At 71.4% G+C, this 17056-nt stretch carries 14 protein-coding genes; 6 read left to right on the top strand and 8 right to left on the bottom strand.

Going from position 1 to position 17056, the window contains the following annotated elements:
- Window positions 1-292: 292 nt before the first annotated feature.
- From TR33_RS21570 to TR33_RS21560, 3 genes are all read right to left on the bottom strand, one after another.
- The gene (locus TR33_RS21570; RefSeq protein WP_042285068.1) at window positions 293-2458 is read right to left on the bottom strand and encodes an MMPL family transporter; all 2166 of its coding nucleotides are present in this window, start codon (window positions 2456-2458) and stop codon (window positions 293-295) included.
- Between the two features lie 99 nt (window positions 2459-2557).
- Complete coding sequence (locus tag TR33_RS21565) at window positions 2558-4102, bottom strand: SDR family oxidoreductase (RefSeq protein ID WP_042285066.1); 1545 nt, start codon at window positions 4100-4102, stop codon at window positions 2558-2560.
- Window positions 4099-4755 (bottom strand): DUF4383 domain-containing protein, encoded by a 657-nt coding sequence (locus tag TR33_RS21560; protein ID WP_014908319.1) that lies wholly within the window; start codon window positions 4753-4755, stop codon window positions 4099-4101. The genes TR33_RS21565 and TR33_RS21560 overlap by 4 nt, the downstream gene beginning before the upstream one ends.
- Before the next feature lie 92 nt (window positions 4756-4847).
- Here TR33_RS21560 and TR33_RS21555 point away from each other — a divergent pair, with 92 nt between their 5' ends.
- Window positions 4848-5864: a MerR family transcriptional regulator gene (locus TR33_RS21555; protein WP_042285064.1), complete on the top strand. Its 1017-nt coding sequence runs from the start codon at window positions 4848-4850 to the stop codon at window positions 5862-5864.
- Here TR33_RS21555 and TR33_RS21550 read toward each other — a convergent pair.
- Complete coding sequence (locus tag TR33_RS21550) at window positions 5833-7062, bottom strand: lycopene cyclase family protein (RefSeq protein WP_042285062.1); 1230 nt, start codon at window positions 7060-7062, stop codon at window positions 5833-5835. The genes TR33_RS21555 and TR33_RS21550 overlap by 32 nt on opposite strands.
- A gap of 53 nt (window positions 7063-7115) precedes the next feature.
- On the opposite strand from TR33_RS21550, the gene TR33_RS21545 reads away from it, so the two are divergent.
- Entirely contained in the window at window positions 7116-7862 is a 747-nt protein-coding gene (locus TR33_RS21545) for a class I SAM-dependent methyltransferase (RefSeq protein ID WP_042285060.1), read from the top strand.
- Window positions 7859-9406, top strand: coding sequence for an FAD-dependent oxidoreductase (locus tag TR33_RS21540; protein ID WP_042285057.1), 1548 nt, complete (start codon window positions 7859-7861; stop codon window positions 9404-9406). Before TR33_RS21545 ends, TR33_RS21540 begins: the two co-directional genes overlap by 4 nt.
- On the opposite strand, the gene TR33_RS21535 is transcribed toward TR33_RS21540, so the two are convergent.
- The 4 genes from TR33_RS21535 to TR33_RS21520 form a co-directional block, all read right to left on the bottom strand.
- Window positions 9403-10407, bottom strand: coding sequence for a Rieske (2Fe-2S) protein (locus tag TR33_RS21535; RefSeq protein WP_017533644.1), 1005 nt, complete (start codon window positions 10405-10407; stop codon window positions 9403-9405). The two genes, TR33_RS21540 and TR33_RS21535, sit on opposite strands and share 4 nt — an antisense overlap.
- A 13-nt stretch (window positions 10408-10420) precedes the next feature.
- Window positions 10421-11380 carry a phytoene/squalene synthase family protein gene (locus TR33_RS21530; protein ID WP_042285055.1) on the bottom strand — a complete coding sequence of 320 codons (960 nt, stop codon included), beginning with the start codon at window positions 11378-11380 and terminating at the stop codon, window positions 10421-10423.
- On the bottom strand, window positions 11377-12843 hold the full coding sequence (gene crtI, locus TR33_RS21525; RefSeq protein WP_042285052.1) for a phytoene desaturase family protein: 1467 nt from the start codon (window positions 12841-12843) through the stop codon (window positions 11377-11379). The genes TR33_RS21530 and crtI overlap by 4 nt, the downstream gene beginning before the upstream one ends.
- A 90-nt stretch (window positions 12844-12933) precedes the next feature.
- Window positions 12934-14007 (bottom strand): polyprenyl synthetase family protein, encoded by a 1074-nt coding sequence (locus TR33_RS21520; RefSeq protein WP_042285050.1) that lies wholly within the window; start codon window positions 14005-14007, stop codon window positions 12934-12936.
- 195 nt (window positions 14008-14202) lie between these two features.
- Between TR33_RS21520 and TR33_RS21515 the strand changes: the two genes are divergently transcribed.
- The 3 genes from TR33_RS21515 to TR33_RS21505 all read left to right on the top strand — a co-directional run bounded on the left by TR33_RS21515 (window position 14203) and on the right by TR33_RS21505 (window position 17039).
- On the top strand, window positions 14203-14721 hold the full coding sequence (locus tag TR33_RS21515) for a MarR family winged helix-turn-helix transcriptional regulator (protein ID WP_014909384.1): 519 nt from the start codon (window positions 14203-14205) through the stop codon (window positions 14719-14721).
- 267 nt (window positions 14722-14988) lie between these two features.
- The gene (locus TR33_RS21510; protein ID WP_017533640.1) at window positions 14989-16569 is read left to right on the top strand and encodes a BCCT family transporter; all 1581 of its coding nucleotides are present in this window, start codon (window positions 14989-14991) and stop codon (window positions 16567-16569) included.
- A complete protein-coding gene (locus TR33_RS21505) occupies window positions 16566-17039 on the top strand; it encodes an Hsp20/alpha crystallin family protein (protein ID WP_014909037.1) in 474 nt (157 codons plus the stop codon). The genes TR33_RS21510 and TR33_RS21505 overlap by 4 nt, the downstream gene beginning before the upstream one ends.
- Window positions 17040-17056: the final 17 nt, after the last annotated feature.

Raw genomic sequence — 17056 nt, 5'->3', positions numbered from 1 at the left:
TACCGGTCACTACAGAGGGTTGAGGTAGGAGACCGTGTGACCGTTACCCCCTGCCGGGGTTGAGGCCCGAAAGTGTTTGCTTTGGCCCTCCGCTGGCGCTTCGGGCCGTGTTCGGGCGCCAAGGGAGGCGGGAACCTTCGGCACCTCCGGTGTGGCCACTCGTACCTCGCGACCCCACCTTCGGCACCTCCAGAACCCCGCCGGCGCCCGAACGGGCAACCCCCTGGAGTTGCTGCAGGAGACCGCGAACCGGTCACACCCCAGGAGGTTGGTGTGGGAGATCGCGTGACGGTCACACCCTCTGGTGAGAGGGACGGTCTTGTTCTCCGGCGCGGCCGGGCCACCAGAGGCGGGGGCCCACGTCCAGGGCCAGCGCGGGGATGAGCAGGGTGCGCACGAGCAGGGCGTCCACGAGCACCCCGAAGGCGACCAGGAAGGCCAACTGGAGCAGGAACAACAACGGGATCACCGCGAGCGCCGCGAAGGTCGCCGCCAGGACCACACCGGCGGAGGTGATCACCCCTCCGGTGACGGTGAGGGCGCGCAGTACACCCTCCCGATGACCGTGGACCAGGGTCTCCTCGCGGGCCCGCGACATCAGGAAGATGCTGTAGTCGATACCGAGCGCCACCAGGAACACGAACGCGAACAGCGGCACCACGGGGTCGGCGCCCGGAAGATCCAGGACGTGATCGAACACCAGCGTGCCCACCCCGAGGGCGGTGGCGAACGAGAGCACGTTGACGGCCATGAGCAGGAGCGGCGCCACCAGCGAACGCAGCAGCGGGATCAGCACCAGGAACACCACCACGAGCACGAGCGGCACCACGACGGCGAAGTCCCGCCGGGCGGTCTCGCGCGTGTCGAGGTCGGTGGCGTCGACCCCGCCGACGAGGGCTTCGGCCCCCGCCACCGCGTGCACGCTCTCACGTAGATCGCGCACGGTGTCGACGGCGGCGGTGGTCTCGGACACGGCGGCCAGGTCGACCTCGACCAGCGACCGCCCGTCCTCCACCAGTACGGCGCCCTCCGCACCGGGAGGCCCGGGCTCGCTCACGGGGGTCGCGACCTCCACACCGGGGGTGTCCTCGGCGGCGGCCACGATCTCGTCGACCCGATCGGCGTCGGTGACCACCAACGCCGGGGCCGCCCCGGAGTCGGGGCCGAAGCCGCGTTCCAGGGTCTCCTGGCCGTCGACCGCCTCGACCTCGGTGCGGAACACGTCGGCCTGACCGGTGCCCTCGGCCGTGAAGAGGGGCGCGAAGACGGCCGCGGCCAGCAACAGCGCGGTGGTGGACAGCCAGATCAGGCGCGGACGGCGACCGACGAGACGGGCGATCCCGCCCCAGAGACGGTGGCGTTCCAGGATCCGGTCGGTGCTCTGTTCCTCGACCCGTCCGAGACGGTGCGGGGAGACGGGCCAGAAGGCGGCGCGGCCGCACAGGGCCAGGGCGGCGGGGAGGAACGTCATCGCGGCGAGCATGGCGGCGACGACACCGATGGCGACCACCGGACCGAGGCTGCTCGTGGAGTTGAGATCGGCCGCCAACAGGCAGAGCAGGCCGAGGATGACGGTGCCGCCGGAGGCCAGGACCGGTCCGGTGACGCCTCGGACGGCGGCGAGCACGGCGTCCGTGACGCTCTCCCTAGCCGCGAGTTCCTCCCGGTAGCGGGCCACGAGTAGGAGGGCGTAGTCGGTGCAGGCCCCCACGACGAGGATGAACAGGATGCCCTGGCTCTGACCGTTGAGGCTGATCAGGCCGCTGTCGGCGGCGGCGTAGACGAGGGCTCCGGACAGTCCGAGCGCCAGGAGGGAGGCGACGATGACCAGGATCGGCAGGAGCGGCGAGCGGTAGACGGCGATGAGGATGACCAGCACGGCGACGACCGCGACCACCAGGAGGGTGGAGTCGATGCCTCCGAAGGCGGCGGAGAGGTCGGCCGCGTAGCCGGCGGGGCCGGTGACCTGGGCTCGGAGGCCGTCGACGGGTTCGTCGGCGAGGAGGGCGCGCAGTTCGGTCACGGAGTCGCCGGTGTCGTGGCGGTCGTCGATGGAGACGATGATCCGGGCGACGGAGGGGTCCTCGGTACCGGGGATCGGCCCGATGACCGGGCCGGTCGTCCAGGGCTGTTCGCCGATCCGCTCCGCGAGGGTCTCGGCCTCGGCGAGTCGGTCACCGGTGATGGCCTCGTCTCCGGAGAGCACGATGAAGGCGGGGACCCCGTCGGCGCGGTCGAAGTCCTGGGCGATCCGGTCGGCCTCGGTGGATTCGGCGCCGTCGGGGAGGAAGGCGGCGGGATCGTTGGTCTGGACCTCGCCGAGTCTGCCGAGGAAGGCTCCGAGGGGGCCGGCGCCGAGGAGCCACACGATCGTGACCAGGAGCGCGGCCCCGGCCCACCATCGTGATCGTCGAGGCGGGTTCTGGCTTGGTGTGCTCACCGAGGGGTCCTTCCTCATGCGCTCTACAGATATCTAGAAAAACAAGCTTCTCGGAAATCTAGCTAATTTCGGGTACACGCTACCCCCGTTCGCGCGTTCCGCGCGAACGGGGGCGGCTCAGGCCTCGCCGGTGCCCACCGGTGTGGACCCTCGTTCCTCCGCCGTACGTTCGGCGCGGTCCGCGATATTGGCCGCCATCGACCCGAAGACCACCCCGTGGAAGGGGGTGACCGCCTTCCAGTACAGGTGTCCGGGCAGTCCACGCGGGTGGAACAGGGCCCTCTGGTGATAGACGGTGCGTCCGTCCACCTCGCTCACGCCCAACTCCAGCCAGGCGAGTCCGGGCAGACGCATCTCGGCCCGCAGGCGCAACAACCGCCCCGGGACGATCTCCTCCACCCGCCAGAAGTCCAGGGAGTCCCCCACACGGAGACGTTCGGGATCACGGCGCCCGCGGCGCGGCCCCACACCACCGACGGCCAGGTCGATCCAGCCGCGCGCGGCCCAGGCCAACGGCCACGAGTACCAGCCCCGTCGGCCCCCGATCCCCTCGATCACCCGCCACACGGTCTCCGGAGGAGCGTCCACGACACGGGCACGGCGGTCGGAGTACAGGCTGCCACCGGCCCAGTCCGGGTCGGTGAGCAGAGGATCCGAGGGCGCGGTGGGCCAGGACGCCGACGACCAGCGGGTGTCCACCCTGTCCTCGTCGATCCGGCGCAGCGCCAACGCCACCGCCCGGTCGAAACCGATCCGCTCATGGTCGTCCAGCAGGTCGGACAGGTCGTCCTCCCCCATCACCGCGTCGTGACGGAGCGACTCCACCAGGGGCCGGGCCATCGACGGCGGTATCGGCGTCACGAGCCCCACCCACAGACTCGACAGCCCCGGGGACAGGACGGGAACCCGGATGACGAGTCTGCGGGCGAGCCCGGCCTCGGCGGCGAACCGCTGGATCATCTCCACGTAGGTGAGGGTCTCGGGGCCGCCGATGTCGAAGGCCCGATCGGTGTCGGCGGGCAGGGTGTCGGCCTCCACCAGCAGGCGCAGGACGTCGCGCACGGCGATCGGCTGTACCCGGCTGAGGACCCACTTGGGCGTGGTCATGGCGGGCAGACGCTCGGTCAGGTGGCGCAGCATCTCGAAGGACGCCGACCCCGAGCCGATGATGACCGCCGCGCGCAGCACGACCGTGGGCACCGGCCCGGCCAGCAGGAGGTCGGCGACCTCCTTCCGGGAGGCCATGTGCGGCGACAGCGGCACCCCTTCCGGGGCGAGTCCGCCCAGGTAGACCACACGGCCGGCCCGCGCCTCGCCCGCCGCCCTCGCGAAGGTGCGGGCGCCCTCGGCGTCGGCGCTGCCGAAGTCGCCGCCCCCGCTCATGGAGTGCACCAGGTAGTAGGCGACGTCCACGTCGGCCAGGGCCTCGGGAAGCCCCTCCCCCGAGACCACGTCGCCGCGGACCACCTCGACCCGATCGCGCCACGGGTGGTCGCGGAGCTTGTCCGGTGACCGGGCCAGGCATCGGACGCGATAGCCGGCGTCGAGCAGTTCCGGGACCAGTCGGCCCCCGATGTAACCGGTGGCCCCGGTGACCAGGGCGAGGCGCCCGCGCCCCTGTCGGCGGGCGTCTCCCCCTCCCCCGGGGTCCGCGGCCGTCATGAGCGCCGTCCGTCGGCCGTACCGTTCGCGCGACGGTGGTCGCCCGTGTCACCGTTCTCACCGGCCCGCCCGGACTCGTATCCCGCCCGGTAGGCGTCGTCGTCCGAGGTCTCCCCGTGTTCGTGTCGGCCGCCCGCCTCGGGAGCGGTCGCGCCCGAGTCCTCGGTGCGCGGCGCGGGGACCGCGTCGTGGTGCCTGGCCTCCCGCTGTCGGCGGTAGGGGTTGTCCTCGCCCAACCCTCCGCTGAACCGGCCGTACATGCCGAAGGTCATCACCACCAGCCCCACGCCGAAGCTGAAGATCACGTTGGGCATGGAGAAGGCGAGGATGTTCGGTCCCATGCTCATCAGGTAGAGGTTGACCAGGCCGCTGACGACGAAGGCCACCCCGACCACGACGCACACGGTGGACGCGAACGTTCCGCCCAACACCATCGCGCCCACCAGCAGCGAACCGATCGCGACCGACAGGAAGCTCAACGCCCCGTTGGTGGACAGTCCCGCGATCACCTCGCCCTGGGTGTCGAACAACGGCAGCCGTACGAGCAGCCCGGCGATACCGAAGCCGATGAGGAACAGTCCCGTGAGCCCGGCACCGACCCGGTAGACGATGTCGAGCCTTCGATCCGTTCGACGCCTGGTGTCCAGTTTCATGGTGTGGCCCCTTTCGGTGCTCTCCCGACTAGAGTCGGAGGTCGGCGACGTGTGTCACAAGTCGCACCGCTTTCGCAACGTGTCGAGGTGCCATGAACGACGCGCTCACCCCCGGTGCCGCGGCCCGGCTGCTCGGGGTCGCGCCGACCACGCTGCGCAGCTGGGACCGGCGGTACGGGATCGGTCCGGGCGAACGCAGCCCCGGTGGTCACCGCCGGTACTCGCCGGCCGACATGGACCGGCTGCGGGAGCTGTGCCGCCTGGTCGGCGAGGGCTTTCCGCCCGCCTCGGCGGCACGGCGGGTCCTGGAACAGGACGCCCCGACGTACCGGTCCACGTCCGCCGACGTGTCATCCGAGGATTCCCCGGATGAGGTACACCGAACCGGACACGAGGCCACATACGCCCCATCAGGTGGCTCTCTCGCCCCTTCGGACCACGGGTCCGGCCGGCCCTCACGACGTCGTTCCGGCGGGGACACACTCCCCCTGGGCCCCGCGCCGCCGCTCCTCCAGGGGATCGCCCGCGCCGCCATGCGCATGGACTGCGAGCTCGTGGAACGGCTGTTGTGGTCGGCGCTGGAGGAGCACGGAACCGTGGCGACCTGGGAGAACCTGGCCATGCCCCTGCTGTACGGAATGGGGCGCAAGTGGGAGGACACCCGACGCTACGTGGAGGTCGAGCACCTGCTGTCGTGGTCGGTCTCCTCGGTCCTGCGACGGGTCACCGGCCCGGTCCCCTCCACCGCGAGGCCGGTGGTCCTGGCGTGCCTCCCGCACGAGATGCACGGACTGCCCTTGGAGGCCTTGGCGGCGGCACTGCGCGAGAGGGGTCGGCCACAACGGGTGCTGGGCCCGTGCACCCCGGCCGAGGCGACCGTGCGCACCATCGCGCGGACCGCGCCGAGCGCCGTGGTGCTCTGGTGCCACGCCAAGGGCGATCAGGGGGTCGCGACCCTGAGGGCCGTCGCCCGGGCGACCGGCGCGGGTCGCCTCCGCACGGCCTTGTACACGGCGGGGCCCGGCTGGCGGGAGGCGGGGCCCCTCACCCGGATCACGGACGGCCACCTCTCCTCCCTCACCGAGGCCATGACCCACCTGCTCCGTTGAGGCCGCGACCGGGCCGACCGACCCGGGAACGCAGGACGTACCACAGATGGTCCAGGGTGCTGTGGGACATGGCCGCGACCGGGGTGGTCAGCCCCATCGCCAACTCCCGGCGCACGGATGAGGCACCGTCGAGGAACGCCAGGACGTCACCGAGCCGGTTCCCCGCGAAGAGCCGGGCGAAGAAGTCGGAGCCGCGCACCCGACCGGTGTCCAGGGCGCGCAGCATGACGGCGTCCATGGCCAGGTGCCGGGCCCGATACGGCACCGGCGGGATCGGGGTCCGCCCCTCGGCCAGGGCCTCGGCCACCGCGGCCGCCTGGCGTGAGGCGCCTCCGAAGGTGTAGCCGGTGGAGGGGCGGGTCGCCCCGCCCGCGGCGCCGATCCGGAACAGCCGTCGCCCCACCCGGGTCGGAAAGGGCGCGTCGGTCATGGGGATCACCCCCTGCTCGGAGGAGACCACCTCGAAGTCCTCCAACCCGATGGCGGCGCCGTAGGCGTCCAGGGCCGCCTCGTACTCGGCGGTGCTCAGAACGGAACGGCCGAACTCGGTGTACTCCACCAGGGCTTCGCGGGAGGACAGCGGAAGCACGTAGCCGAAGGCCACGCCGGTGGACGGCTGTGGCGGTCGAAGGTCCATGAGCACGGCGCTCTCGGGGTCGAAGGCCTCCTTCGGGGTCCGGACGAACCATCCCCGGAAGTGTTGGAGCAGGGTGGTGCGTCCGCCGCTCCGAGCGGCCGGCGGGCGGGAGTCGAAGACCCAGCGCGCGGTGAGTCGGACGTCGGCCCCTCGCGGATCGGTGGCGTGGACCGTGGCGTGTTCGGGGCCGTCGCTCAGAGCGGTCACGAACAGTTCCCGCTGGTCGAGGTACTCGTCGGCCCGGCCGCGCACGAACGCGACCACGTCGTCGGAGCGCAGCATCTTGTACCGGTAGGGGTCGGCCGCGGAGCGGTGGCGCGCCCCATCGGCGCCCACCACGGTCAGGTCGCGCCATCGGGCCGCCAGAAGGGGCTCCCAGAGACCGTCCCCCTCCTCCCAGAAACACCAGGTACGCGGGGGCGGGGTGTGCGGTCCGGGCGGAGGCTCCAGCAGGGCCGTGCGCAGGGGTCGTCCGCGTCGTTCGTTGACCTCGCCGATGTGATGGGCCAGGGTGAGCCCTGCGGCGCCCCCTCCGATGATCACCACGTCATAGTCGGCCATACCACCAGCATGCCGGTGACCTCGGGTGAACGGCGATCGGACACGGGAGGATCATGACCACCGACGCGGAACGAGCGAGGGCCGGCGCGGTCACCGAGGGGTTCGACCACGCGGCGGGCTCCTATGACCGGCTGGTCGGGGCCAACCCGGGCTACCACCGTGACCTGCGAACCTCCGTACGGCGTCTGCGCCTTCCCGGGGACGGCGAGGGGCTGCGCCTCCTCGACCTGGGGTGCGGGACCGGGGCCTCCACGGCGGCCCTGGTCGAAGCCGCCCCCCGGGCACGGATCCTCGCGGTGGACGCCTCTCAGGGCATGCTCGACGTGGCGCGGACCAAACCCTGGCCCGGCGGCGTCGAGTTCCATCGGGCGCGGGCCGAGTCCCTCGATCCGGCATGGGCGGCCGAACGACTGGGCGGCCCCGCGGACGCGGTGTTCGCCGCCTACCTGATCCGCAACGTCCCCGATCCCGACGCCCTCCTGGCGACGATCGGGGCGATCCTGCGCCCCGGCGGACGCGTGGCCCTGCACGAGTACTCCGTGGCGGACTCGATCGGGGCCCGTATGGTCTGGACGGCCGTGTGCCGAGGGGTGATCGTCCCGGCGGGCCGGCTCCTGACCGGCCGGGCGGACCTGTTCCGCTACCTGTGGCGCAGCGTCTTGGAGTTCGACGGGGCGGAGACCCTCTCGGAGCGGATGCGCGCGGCAGGTCTGGAGTCGGTGGCCCGGGCCTCGTTCCCGGGGTGGCGGTACGGGATCACCCACACGTTCCTCGGCTCCCGTCCCGGCGGGTCCTGGTGAACGCGCGCGTACGCGACCGACTCGCGGAGAGGATCCCCGCGCCCGAACCGGTGGCCCCCGCGCCGACGCGCACGCCCAGGGTGGCCGTGGTGGGCGCCGGCATCGCCGGTCTGTCGGCCGCGCGTGCCCTGACCGAACGCGGGGTGGAGGTGGAGGTCCTCGAACGCGAGGAGGGTTGGGGAGGCCGCCTGCGCGGTTGGGAGACCCGCCTGGCCGACGGCTCCACCGTGACGATGAGCCGGGGGTTCCACGCCTTCTTCCGGCAGTACTACAACCTGCGCGACCTGCTGGCCCACGCCGATCCGGACCTGTCCGGGCTGGTCCCCCTGACCGACTATCCGCTGGCCCACGCCTCGGGCGCGGCCGACCGGTTCTCCGGCCTGCCCCGGACGCCTCCGTGGAACGCCTTCGCGCTGGCGGCCACGAGCCGGAGCTTCGCCCTCCGGGCGTTGGCGGACGTGAACGTGCCCGCCGCTCTCCGACTGTTGGACGTGGAGGTACCGGACGTGTACCGGCGTCTGGACCATCTGAGCGCGCGGGACCTGTTGGAGACCGTCCGTTTCCCGCCCGACGCCCGTCATCTGGCCTTCGAGGTGTTCGGCCGGAGCTTCTTCGCCGCTCCGGAGGACCTGTCGGCGGCGGAGATGGCCGTGATGTTCCACATCTACTTCCTCGGCTCCTCGGAGGGGTTGGTCTTCGACGTGCCGCGTTCACCCTTTCCTCAGGCCCTGTGGGACCCCCTGGTCGAACGTCTGAGCGGGGCCGGAGCGCGATTCCGACGGAAGGCCCGGGTGGAACGGATCGTTCCGTCGGCGGAGGCCGAGGGGGCCACCGTGCACTGGACGGGGCCCGAGGGCGACCGGAGCGCCCGGTTCGACGGGGTGGTGCTGGCCACCGAACCGGGAGGGCTGCGCCGCCTGGTGGCCGACTCTCCCGCCCTCGGCGACGAGGAGTGGCGTTCCCGCGCGTCGGCGTCCCCTTCGGCTCCTCCGTTCCTGGTCTCGCGCTACTGGCTGGATCGCCCGGTCCGTCCGCACCGCCAGGCCTTCCTGGGCACCGCCGGGCATCCCACCCTGGACAACGTCAGCGTGCTGGAGCGCTACGAGGACGAGTCCGCGGCGTGGTCGCGGCGCACCGGTGGTTCGGTGGTGGAGCTGCACGCCTACGCGCTGCCCCAGGGCTGCGATCTCGCCACCGAGCGGGCCTCACTGTGGAAACAGGCGCTATCGGTCTATCCGGAGTTGCGTTCGGCCCGGATCGTGGACGCGCGGCACGAGCTGCGCGAGGACTGTTCGCTGTTCCCGCCGGACGGTTTCGAGCGCCGGTGCGCGGTCACCACCCCCGACCCGTGGCTGGTCGTGGCCGGAGACCACGTGCGGGTGGACCTGCCGGTGGCGTTGATGGAGCGCGCGGCCACCACCGGCGTCCTGGCGGCCAACGCCCTGCTCACCCGGTGGGGGCGGCGGGGCCACGCGGTGTGGAGCGTGCCCCGCCGCGGCCGCTTCGCCCCCTTGCGCGCGCTCTCCGGCCTGCTGAGCGGCTAGGGAAGGTCTTTCTTGGAACGCAGCAGGTAGCGCCGTTCCGCGTAGGCCAGGTCGTCGCGCCACAGTCGACGGGCCGCGATCCGCATCATCGGTCGAATCGCGCCCGCGACCCCGCGCGCCAACGCGAAGCCGCCGCGCTCGGAGACGGCGATCGTCGCCTCGATGACGGCGGTGCGTGGGACGCCCCGTCCGTCCACACCGAGCGGGGTGGCGTGCGTCTCCACCACACTGCCCTCCCCCTCGCCCTCGATGATGGTCATGACCACGGTCCTGGGATCGGGACAGGAGAAGGCGGCGCGCACGGGCACGCCCCATCGACCGGCCACCCGGAAACCGACGTCCACCACCATCCGGTCCGGATCGGGGTCGGGGCCCTCCGGCACCTCGGTGACCCGCAGCCCGACGAACGAGTAGGGGTGGAACCAGGATCCGTGCCAGGGGTCGAGGCGGTTGGCGACCACGTCCTCGGGTTCGCAGCGGCCCGCCAGGCTCTCGACGGCGGCGAGGTGCCGGGAGGCGTCGGGGCGTTCCGGGAGGACGGGCCGGTCCAGGGGCTCCTCTCCGCCCACGTGATCCAACCGCACCCACACGAGCACGCCGTCGTCGTGGGCCGGGTAGGGGCTCCATCCGGGAAAGCCCTCGGCGCCGAGGGAGAGACCGTGCCAGCGGCACACCAGACGCCCTCGGTCGACGGCGCCCCGGCACAGGGGCGCTCCGAGGTGGGGGCAGGCGCCGGGCCCTACGCGCACGATGCCCTCCCCGTCACGCCAGGCGACCAGCTCCACGCCCGCCACCACCCGGCCGAAGGGGCCGCCGGCCCGTACCTCGTCGGAGGCGGCGAGGACGTACCAGTTCCCGGAGGGGCGGGCCAGCGCCCGTTCGAGGGCGGCGTCGATCACCCTGGGGGTCGCCTCCCTCCAGGTGGGGTCCTGGCGTGCCCAGGTGTCCTTCGGAAGCCGGCGCAGGGGGATCCGCCGCGGAGCGGGATCGGGCAGGGGCATGTGCGCTCTCTCCTCAGGGGGTCGGTCTCCGTGGTCGTGGGACGGCCCTGGCCCACAGGGAGCGGGCCAGCGCCGGCATGGCCGCCACCGCCTTGCGGGTCCCGGAGACCCGGTGCCGGACGCTCCACACGTCGAAGTCCGCGGCGACGATCTCGTCCAGGATGGCCCGGTAGAGCCGCAGGGCGGTGGAGACACACGGTCGGGAGACCGGTTCGAGCATCGCCACCCCGGGTTCGGCGAGGCGGTAGAGGTCCCGGTTGACCTCGACGAGTTCGGCGAGGGCCCGACGCGCCGGCGGGTCCGGCGCCCGTCTGCGGGCGCAGTCCGCGAGCCGTTCACGATCGACACCGTGGCCGGCGAGGACGTCCGCGGGCAGGTAGACGCGTCCACGCGCGAGGTCCTCGGACACGTCGCGCAGGAAGTTGGTCAGTTGGAAGGCCTCGCCCAGGGCGGCCGCGTGCGGCGCGGCCTCCTCCCGTCGCGCGACCGTGCCCAGGACCGGCAGGACCTGGAGTCCGATGACCGCGGCCGAGCCGTACATGTACTCGCGCAGGTGGTCGAGGTCTCGGTACTCGGTGGTCGTCAGGTCCATGCGCATGGAGGCCATGAAGGCTGTGAAGTACCCCGGGTCCAGTTCGTGGTGGTCGACGGTGTGCGCCAAGGCCCGCAGCACCGGTTCGTCCGGTTCCCGCCCGGACAGGGCCCGCTCCAGGTCGGCGTCGATGGCGTCCAGTCGGGCCTTCTGGTCGTCGACGGTCGTCCCGGGGCCGGGTTCGTCGACGATGTCGTCCACCCAGCGGGCGAAACCGTAGAGGGCGTGGATGTGGGGCCTCCGCGCCGACGGCAGGACACGCGTGGCCGTGTAGTAGGTACGGCCGTGGTGGGCGTGCAGCCCTCGGCAGCGCAGGTAGTCCTCGCGCAGGACCCGCGCGGTGATCCCGGCCGCGTCCAGTTCGGCGGTGGCGGAGCTCATCGGCGCCCCCTCCGGGACGAGGCGGCCAGGATCCGCTCGGCGGCCAGCCTCCCCGAGAGGAGCACGGTGGGCAGCCCGACGCCGGGATGGGTGCCGCATCCGGCGAGGACCGCGTTGGCGATCCCGGGCACCACGGGCCGCGGACGGAAGGGGCCCGTCTGGGCGAAGGTGTGCGCCAACGAGAAGGGCGTCCCCCGGGCCAGTCCGAGGCGGGCCCAGTCGACGGGGGTGACGAGCCGTTCGGCGCGTATGGAGGCGTCCAGGCCGGTCATCCCCCTTTTCTCCAGGGTCCGGACGATCTCGTCGCGGTAGCGGGGGCCCTCACGGTCCCAGTCGATGTCGCCCGCGGCGAGGTTGGGCGCGGGCGCCAGGACGTAGAACAGGTGGTGCCCCTCCGGGGCCAGCCCGGGGTCGGTGCGGGTGGGCTGGGTGATCAGCAGGGACGGGTCGCTCATCGTACGGCCCTGGTCGATGATCTCGGTGAAGGTGCTCTCCCAGGCGTCTCCGAAGGAGATCGTGTGGTGGGACAGCTGTTCCCAGGTGCGGTCGGTCCCCAGGTGCAGGACCACCGCCGAGGGCGAGAACCGGTGCGGGACGAGCCGGCGTGAACGGTGGTCCAGCAGGCGGTGGGCGACCGGCAGGTCGGTGGTCAGGACGACGTGGTCGCAGCGCGTCCGTTCGCCGCCCTCGGTGACCACGGCCGTGACCCGGTCGCCGGACCGTTCCACGCGGGTGACGTTCTCTCCGTAGCGCAACCGTCCGCCCGCGCCGGTGACGGCCTCCGCCATCGCGTCGGCGATGGCCCGCATCCCGCCCTTGGGGAAGTACACGCCCGCGACGGTGTCCATGTAGGCGATGACGGCGTAGGCGGCCAAAGCCTTGCGGGGCGACACCCCCGCGTACAGCGACTGGAAGGAGAAGATCCTGCGCAGGCGCTCGTCCCGCAGGTGGCGTCCGATGGCGGGGGCCAGACGGCCGAAGCCACCGGCCGCGGCCAGCCTCGCCAGGTCGGGGCGGAGCAGGTCCAGGGGCGAGTCGAACCGGGCGTCGATGAAGGAGCGCATCTCCACCTCGTACAGGCGGGTGAGCCACTCGCGCAGCCGAAGGTAGCCGACGGCCTCACGGACCCCGGCCACGCGCGCCACCTCGGCGGTCATGCGTCGACGATCGGTGTGCACGTCGACGGTGGACCCGTCGGCGAAGGCCGCGCGGTAGGCCGGTGCCAGCGGGAGGAGCTCCAGCCGGTCCGTCATGTCCTCGCCGACCGCCGCGAAGACCTCGCCCAGGATCTCGGGCATGGTCAGGACGGTGGGACCGGTGTCGACGCGGAAGCCGTCCATGTCCAGGCGTCCCGCCCGGCCTCCCGGGTGTTCCTCGCGTTCGATGATCGTCACGTCGCGTCCGGCGCCGAGGAGGTGCAGGGCGCACGCCAGGCCGGACAGGCCGGCGCCGACGATCACCACCGGGCCGCGGTCCGACGGGGCCGGGCCGGCCGTTCGACGGGGTTTCGGATCAGGGGTCAAGGGATCCCTTCCGCTCGTGGACCGGGAGTGTCAGATGCGCGCCGCGCTCTCGGCGAAGTCGAGGAGTCCGTCGCGGACGCCCGGATCGATGTCGAGGCCGGCGATCCGGGAGGTCCCCCGGTCCGCCAGGGAGCGGCAGTGGTCGACGACCAGGTCCCTGGCGCCCAGCCGTTCGAGGGTCTCGGCGACCTCCGCCGGGTCCACGGAAACGGTTCCGACCCCTTCCAGCAGGGCCAGGGCGGCGGTGTCGCCGCTCCGCCGGGCCAGGTCGATCCCCGACGCCAGGAGCATGGTGTTCTTGCCCTCTCTCAGGTCCTCCCCCGGTTCCCTCCCGGTCCGGGCCGGGTCGCCGTAGAGGTCCAAGAGGTCGTCTCTGAGCTGGTAGGCCACCCCCACGTCGCGTCCGTAGCCGCGCAGTGCCTCCTCCACCGGTGCCGGCGCGCCCGCCAGGGCCGCCCCCAGTCGGAGGGGTCGTTCGACGGTGTAGGACGCGGTCTTGAGCCGGTCGATCCTCAGGGCCCGTCCCACGGAGCGTTCGGTGCGCGCTTGGGAGCGCAGGTCGAGGTACTGGCCGACCATCACCTCGGTCCGCATGTCGCGCCATACCCGCAGCGCCCGCGGCCGGCCGGCCGCCGCCTCGTACAGCAGGTCGTCCGCCCAGGCCAGGGCCAGGTCTCCGGTCAGTATCGCCATCGAGTCGCCGTACCGTTCGGGATCACCCGCGTAGGAGCGCGAACGGTGGCGGGCCGCGTGGAGGACGTGGACCGAGGGCTCGCCTCTCCGCTCCGGAGCCGAATCCATGACGTCGTCGTGGATCAGCGCGAACGTCTGGAAGAGTTCGATCGCCGCTCCGGCCGATAGAGCGATCCGGGCCCCGGTACCCCGGTCCTCTCCGCCGCCGGCGAGCCGGCCCCACCAGACCAGGGTCGACCTGATCCGTTTGCCGCCCAGGGCGAAGGAGGTGACGCGGTCGGCCAGTTCACGACCGCATTCGGCGTCGAGGGCGCCGACCTCGCGGACCCGTTCCGTCAGATACCGACGCAAGGTCTCGCCGACGGCCTCTCGGATGTCCTCGACGCCCGTGAGCAGGGCATGCCCGGTCACAGAGGCTTCCCCCTCCCGGAGCTGGTGGTGACGGCCTCGTGGCGAGGTCCGGGACCCGCACGGGCCCGATGCTCGCCGTTCTCGTCATCCGCACTGTTTCACATGGTCACTTTCCAGGCCGCGCGACACTTCGAGGCGCCCGTAAACTCGTCCCCAGTGGCCGGAGGGGCCGATCGTCGTGACGTTGGGAGACCCATGGACACCGTGTCCGGAACGGCCGAACCGCACGGGCCCGACGGGGGCGGCCCGCGCCCGCGGTCGGAGCTGTACACGGAGCTCCAGAACGACGGTCAGCGGCTCGCGGTGGGGTTGGTCCGGCTGCTGCACCGGATGTCGGAGCGTTCGGGCATGAACCCGACGGACTTCCAGTGCTACACGCTGCTCCGGGTCTCGGGGTCCATGACGCCCGGGGAGATCGCCGACAGCCTCCGTCTGTCCACCGGCTCGGTGACCGGGGTGATCGACCGGATGGAGGCGCGCGGTCTCGTCGAACGCGCCCCGCACCCGCTGGACCGGCGCAAGATCGCGGTCCGTCTCGTGGAGGGTGCCGAGCGTCTCGCCGCGCGGACCGCTCCGGGGATGCGCGAGGTCATGACCGCCATGCACGAGGATTATCCGGCGGAGGACCTGGAGGTGATCGTAGGCTGGTTGAACCAGGTCAACGCCGTTCTGGACGAGCTCGTCGCCCAGAGACCTCCCCACGGGACCGGCTGACCTCCGGAAGGCGCACACGACGCGCACCACCCACCGAATCCGACATCACACTCCTTGTCGGAGCTGTCCGTGTAGTGACGGTCGCTTTACTACCTGGTAGTAAGCCCCTACCATCCCACGGTACCCATCCGCAGCCGGTAGCAGGAACCGGTATCTCCACCCCCGTACGCGCCTGTCCGGCGGGGATGGGAAGGAGTCGACATCTCAGCCCTGCGCAACTACATACGCCAACACACGAATCCGCCCGTCTTCATCGTCTCCAGTCTGGTGATCATCGCCTTCGTCGTTCTCGGCGTGGCCTACACCGAACCCCTGCTGGACGGGGCGACCAAGGTCCGAGACTGGATCGGAACCGACCTGGGCTGGTTCTACGTCCTGGCGACCACCTTCTTCCTCGGCGCGGCCATCTTCCTGATGCTGAGCCGCTTCGGAAGCATCAAACTCGGCCCGGACGACTCCAGGCCCGAGTTCGGCACCGTCGCCTGGTTCGCGATGCTCTTCACCACGGGTATGGGCATCGGTCTCGTCTTCTGGGGCGTCGCCGAACCCGTGACCCATCTGCACGCTCCCCGCAGCGAGGAGCTCGCCGAAACCGCGCCCTCCCCCGCCGGGGTCGGCGAGGCCCTGGGCCTGAGCTTCTTCCACTGGAGCTTCCACCCCTGGGCCATCTACATCGCCCTCGGCCTGTCCCTGGGCTACTTCGCCTTCCGCAAGGGCCTCCCGCTCCGTCCCGCGTCGGCGCTCTACCCGCTACTGGGCGACCGCGCGTTCGGCTGGCCGGGCCACATCGTGGACATCCTGGCCGTCTTCGGCACCATCTTCGGTCTGGCGACCTCGCTCGGTCTGGGCACGCTCCAGATCAACAGCGGCCTGACCCAGGTCACCGGGATGCCCAACAACTCGCTGACCCAGTCGATCATCATCATCGTGATCACCGGTATCGCCCTGTACAGCGTGATGGCCGGTATCGACAAGGGCATCCGGCGGCTCTCGGTGATCAACCTGTGGCTGGCCTTCATCCTGCTGGCGTTCATCTTCGCCGTGGGACCCAAGCTGTGGATCGTCAGCTCCATGCTCACCGGCGCCGGCGAATACCTCGGCAACCTGGTGCAGTGGAGCCTGTCCTTCCCGAGCCCGCTCGCCGACGAGACCGCCGCGACCTTCACCACCGGCTGGAGCATCTTCTACTGGGGCTGGTGGATCTCCTGGTCGCCCTTCGTCGGTATCTTCCTGGCCCGCATCTCGTACGGCCGCACGATCCGCGAGTTCATCATCGGCGCCCTGTTCGCCCCGGTCGTGGTCTCCATCCTCTGGTTCGGCGTCTTCGGCGGCTCGGGCCTGTACTACGAGCTGTTCGGTGAGGGCGGCTTCCAGGACGGCGACGAGGCCTCGGCCGCGTTCCACCTGCTGGACGCCCTGCCGCTGACCCCGATCGTCGCGACGATCGCCTCCATGCTGCTGATCGTCGTGGTGGCGGTCTTCTTCGTCACCTCCTCCGACTCGGGCTCGCTGGTGGTGGACACCCTCACCAACGGGGGCGACACCAAGCCGGTCAAGCTCCAGCGCGCGTTCTGGGCCATCAGCGAGGGCGGCGTGACGCTCATCCTGCTGGTCCTGGGCGGCGCGAACGCGCTCGGCGCCCTTCAGGCGGCCTCGGTCGTCACGGGGCTTCCCTTCGCGGTCATCCTCGTGTTCATGTTGTGGGGACTGTTCAAGGGGCTCGCGAAGGAACCGAAACCCGGTGTGGCCCTGAAGAAGAACGGGGACTCCTCCCGTTCGAAGGTCGACGCCGGACGGACGGCCCGTCAGGGCGGTGACAACGCTCCGAAGGAGGAAGACGGCACATGACGCCCAAGAAGTTCGGCAACCCCTTCTACGGGGTGGTGGACATGATCACGGAGATGAACCGTATCTCCGACACCATGACCTCCATCGAGAACGGTCAGGCCGGTGACCGCCAGCGCGGCTTCGCCGACGCCTGGAGCCCGCCCACCGACATCCTCGCCAGGGGCAACGACCTGGTGATCCGATGCGAGGTGTCGGGGGTGCTCGAAGAGGACGTGACGGTCAGCCTCGTCCACGGGGTCCTGACCATCAGCGGTGAACGACGTCGCGACGGAGACGATGTCGTCTACTACTCCTCGGAGCGGTTCATGGGCACCTTCCGACGGGAGATCAGCCTCCCCGACGGGGTGACCGAGAGCGACATCGAGGCCGGCTACGGCGAGGGTCTCCTGGAGGTGACCGTGCACGGGGCCGCGAACGCGTCGGCCCCCAGGCGCATCGCCATCAAGCGCCGTAAGAAGCCCGGAAAGTAGACACCCCGCCGCAAGCG

Origin of the sequence: Nocardiopsis alba (assembly GCF_000710955.1) — a bacterium.
In the GTDB taxonomy this organism is placed as follows: Bacteria; Actinomycetota; Actinomycetes; order Streptosporangiales; family Streptosporangiaceae; genus Nocardiopsis; species Nocardiopsis alba.
The sequence above is the reverse complement of the archived record's forward strand: the minus strand, read 5'-3'. Positions and strand labels throughout refer to the sequence as shown.

Coding starts and splice junctions, on each gene's coding strand:
- TR33_RS21570 (WP_042285068.1), bottom strand. CDS start 2,458: ATGAGGAAGGACCCCTCGGTGAGCACACCAAGCCAGAACCCGCCTCGA.
- TR33_RS21565 (WP_042285066.1), bottom strand. CDS start 4,102: ATGACGGCCGCGGACCCCGGGGGAGGGGGAGACGCCCGCCGACAGGGG.
- TR33_RS21560 (WP_014908319.1), bottom strand. CDS start 4,755: ATGAAACTGGACACCAGGCGTCGAACGGATCGAAGGCTCGACATCGTC.
- TR33_RS21555 (WP_042285064.1), top strand. CDS start 4,848: ATGAACGACGCGCTCACCCCCGGTGCCGCGGCCCGGCTGCTCGGGGTC.
- TR33_RS21550 (WP_042285062.1), bottom strand. CDS start 7,062: ATGGCCGACTATGACGTGGTGATCATCGGAGGGGGCGCCGCAGGGCTC.
- TR33_RS21545 (WP_042285060.1), top strand. CDS start 7,116: ATGACCACCGACGCGGAACGAGCGAGGGCCGGCGCGGTCACCGAGGGG.
- TR33_RS21535 (WP_017533644.1), bottom strand. CDS start 10,407: ATGCCCCTGCCCGATCCCGCTCCGCGGCGGATCCCCCTGCGCCGGCTT.
- TR33_RS21530 (WP_042285055.1), bottom strand. CDS start 11,380: ATGAGCTCCGCCACCGCCGAACTGGACGCGGCCGGGATCACCGCGCGG.
- TR33_RS21515 (WP_014909384.1), top strand. CDS start 14,203: ATGGACACCGTGTCCGGAACGGCCGAACCGCACGGGCCCGACGGGGGC.
- TR33_RS21505 (WP_014909037.1), top strand. CDS start 16,566: ATGACGCCCAAGAAGTTCGGCAACCCCTTCTACGGGGTGGTGGACATG.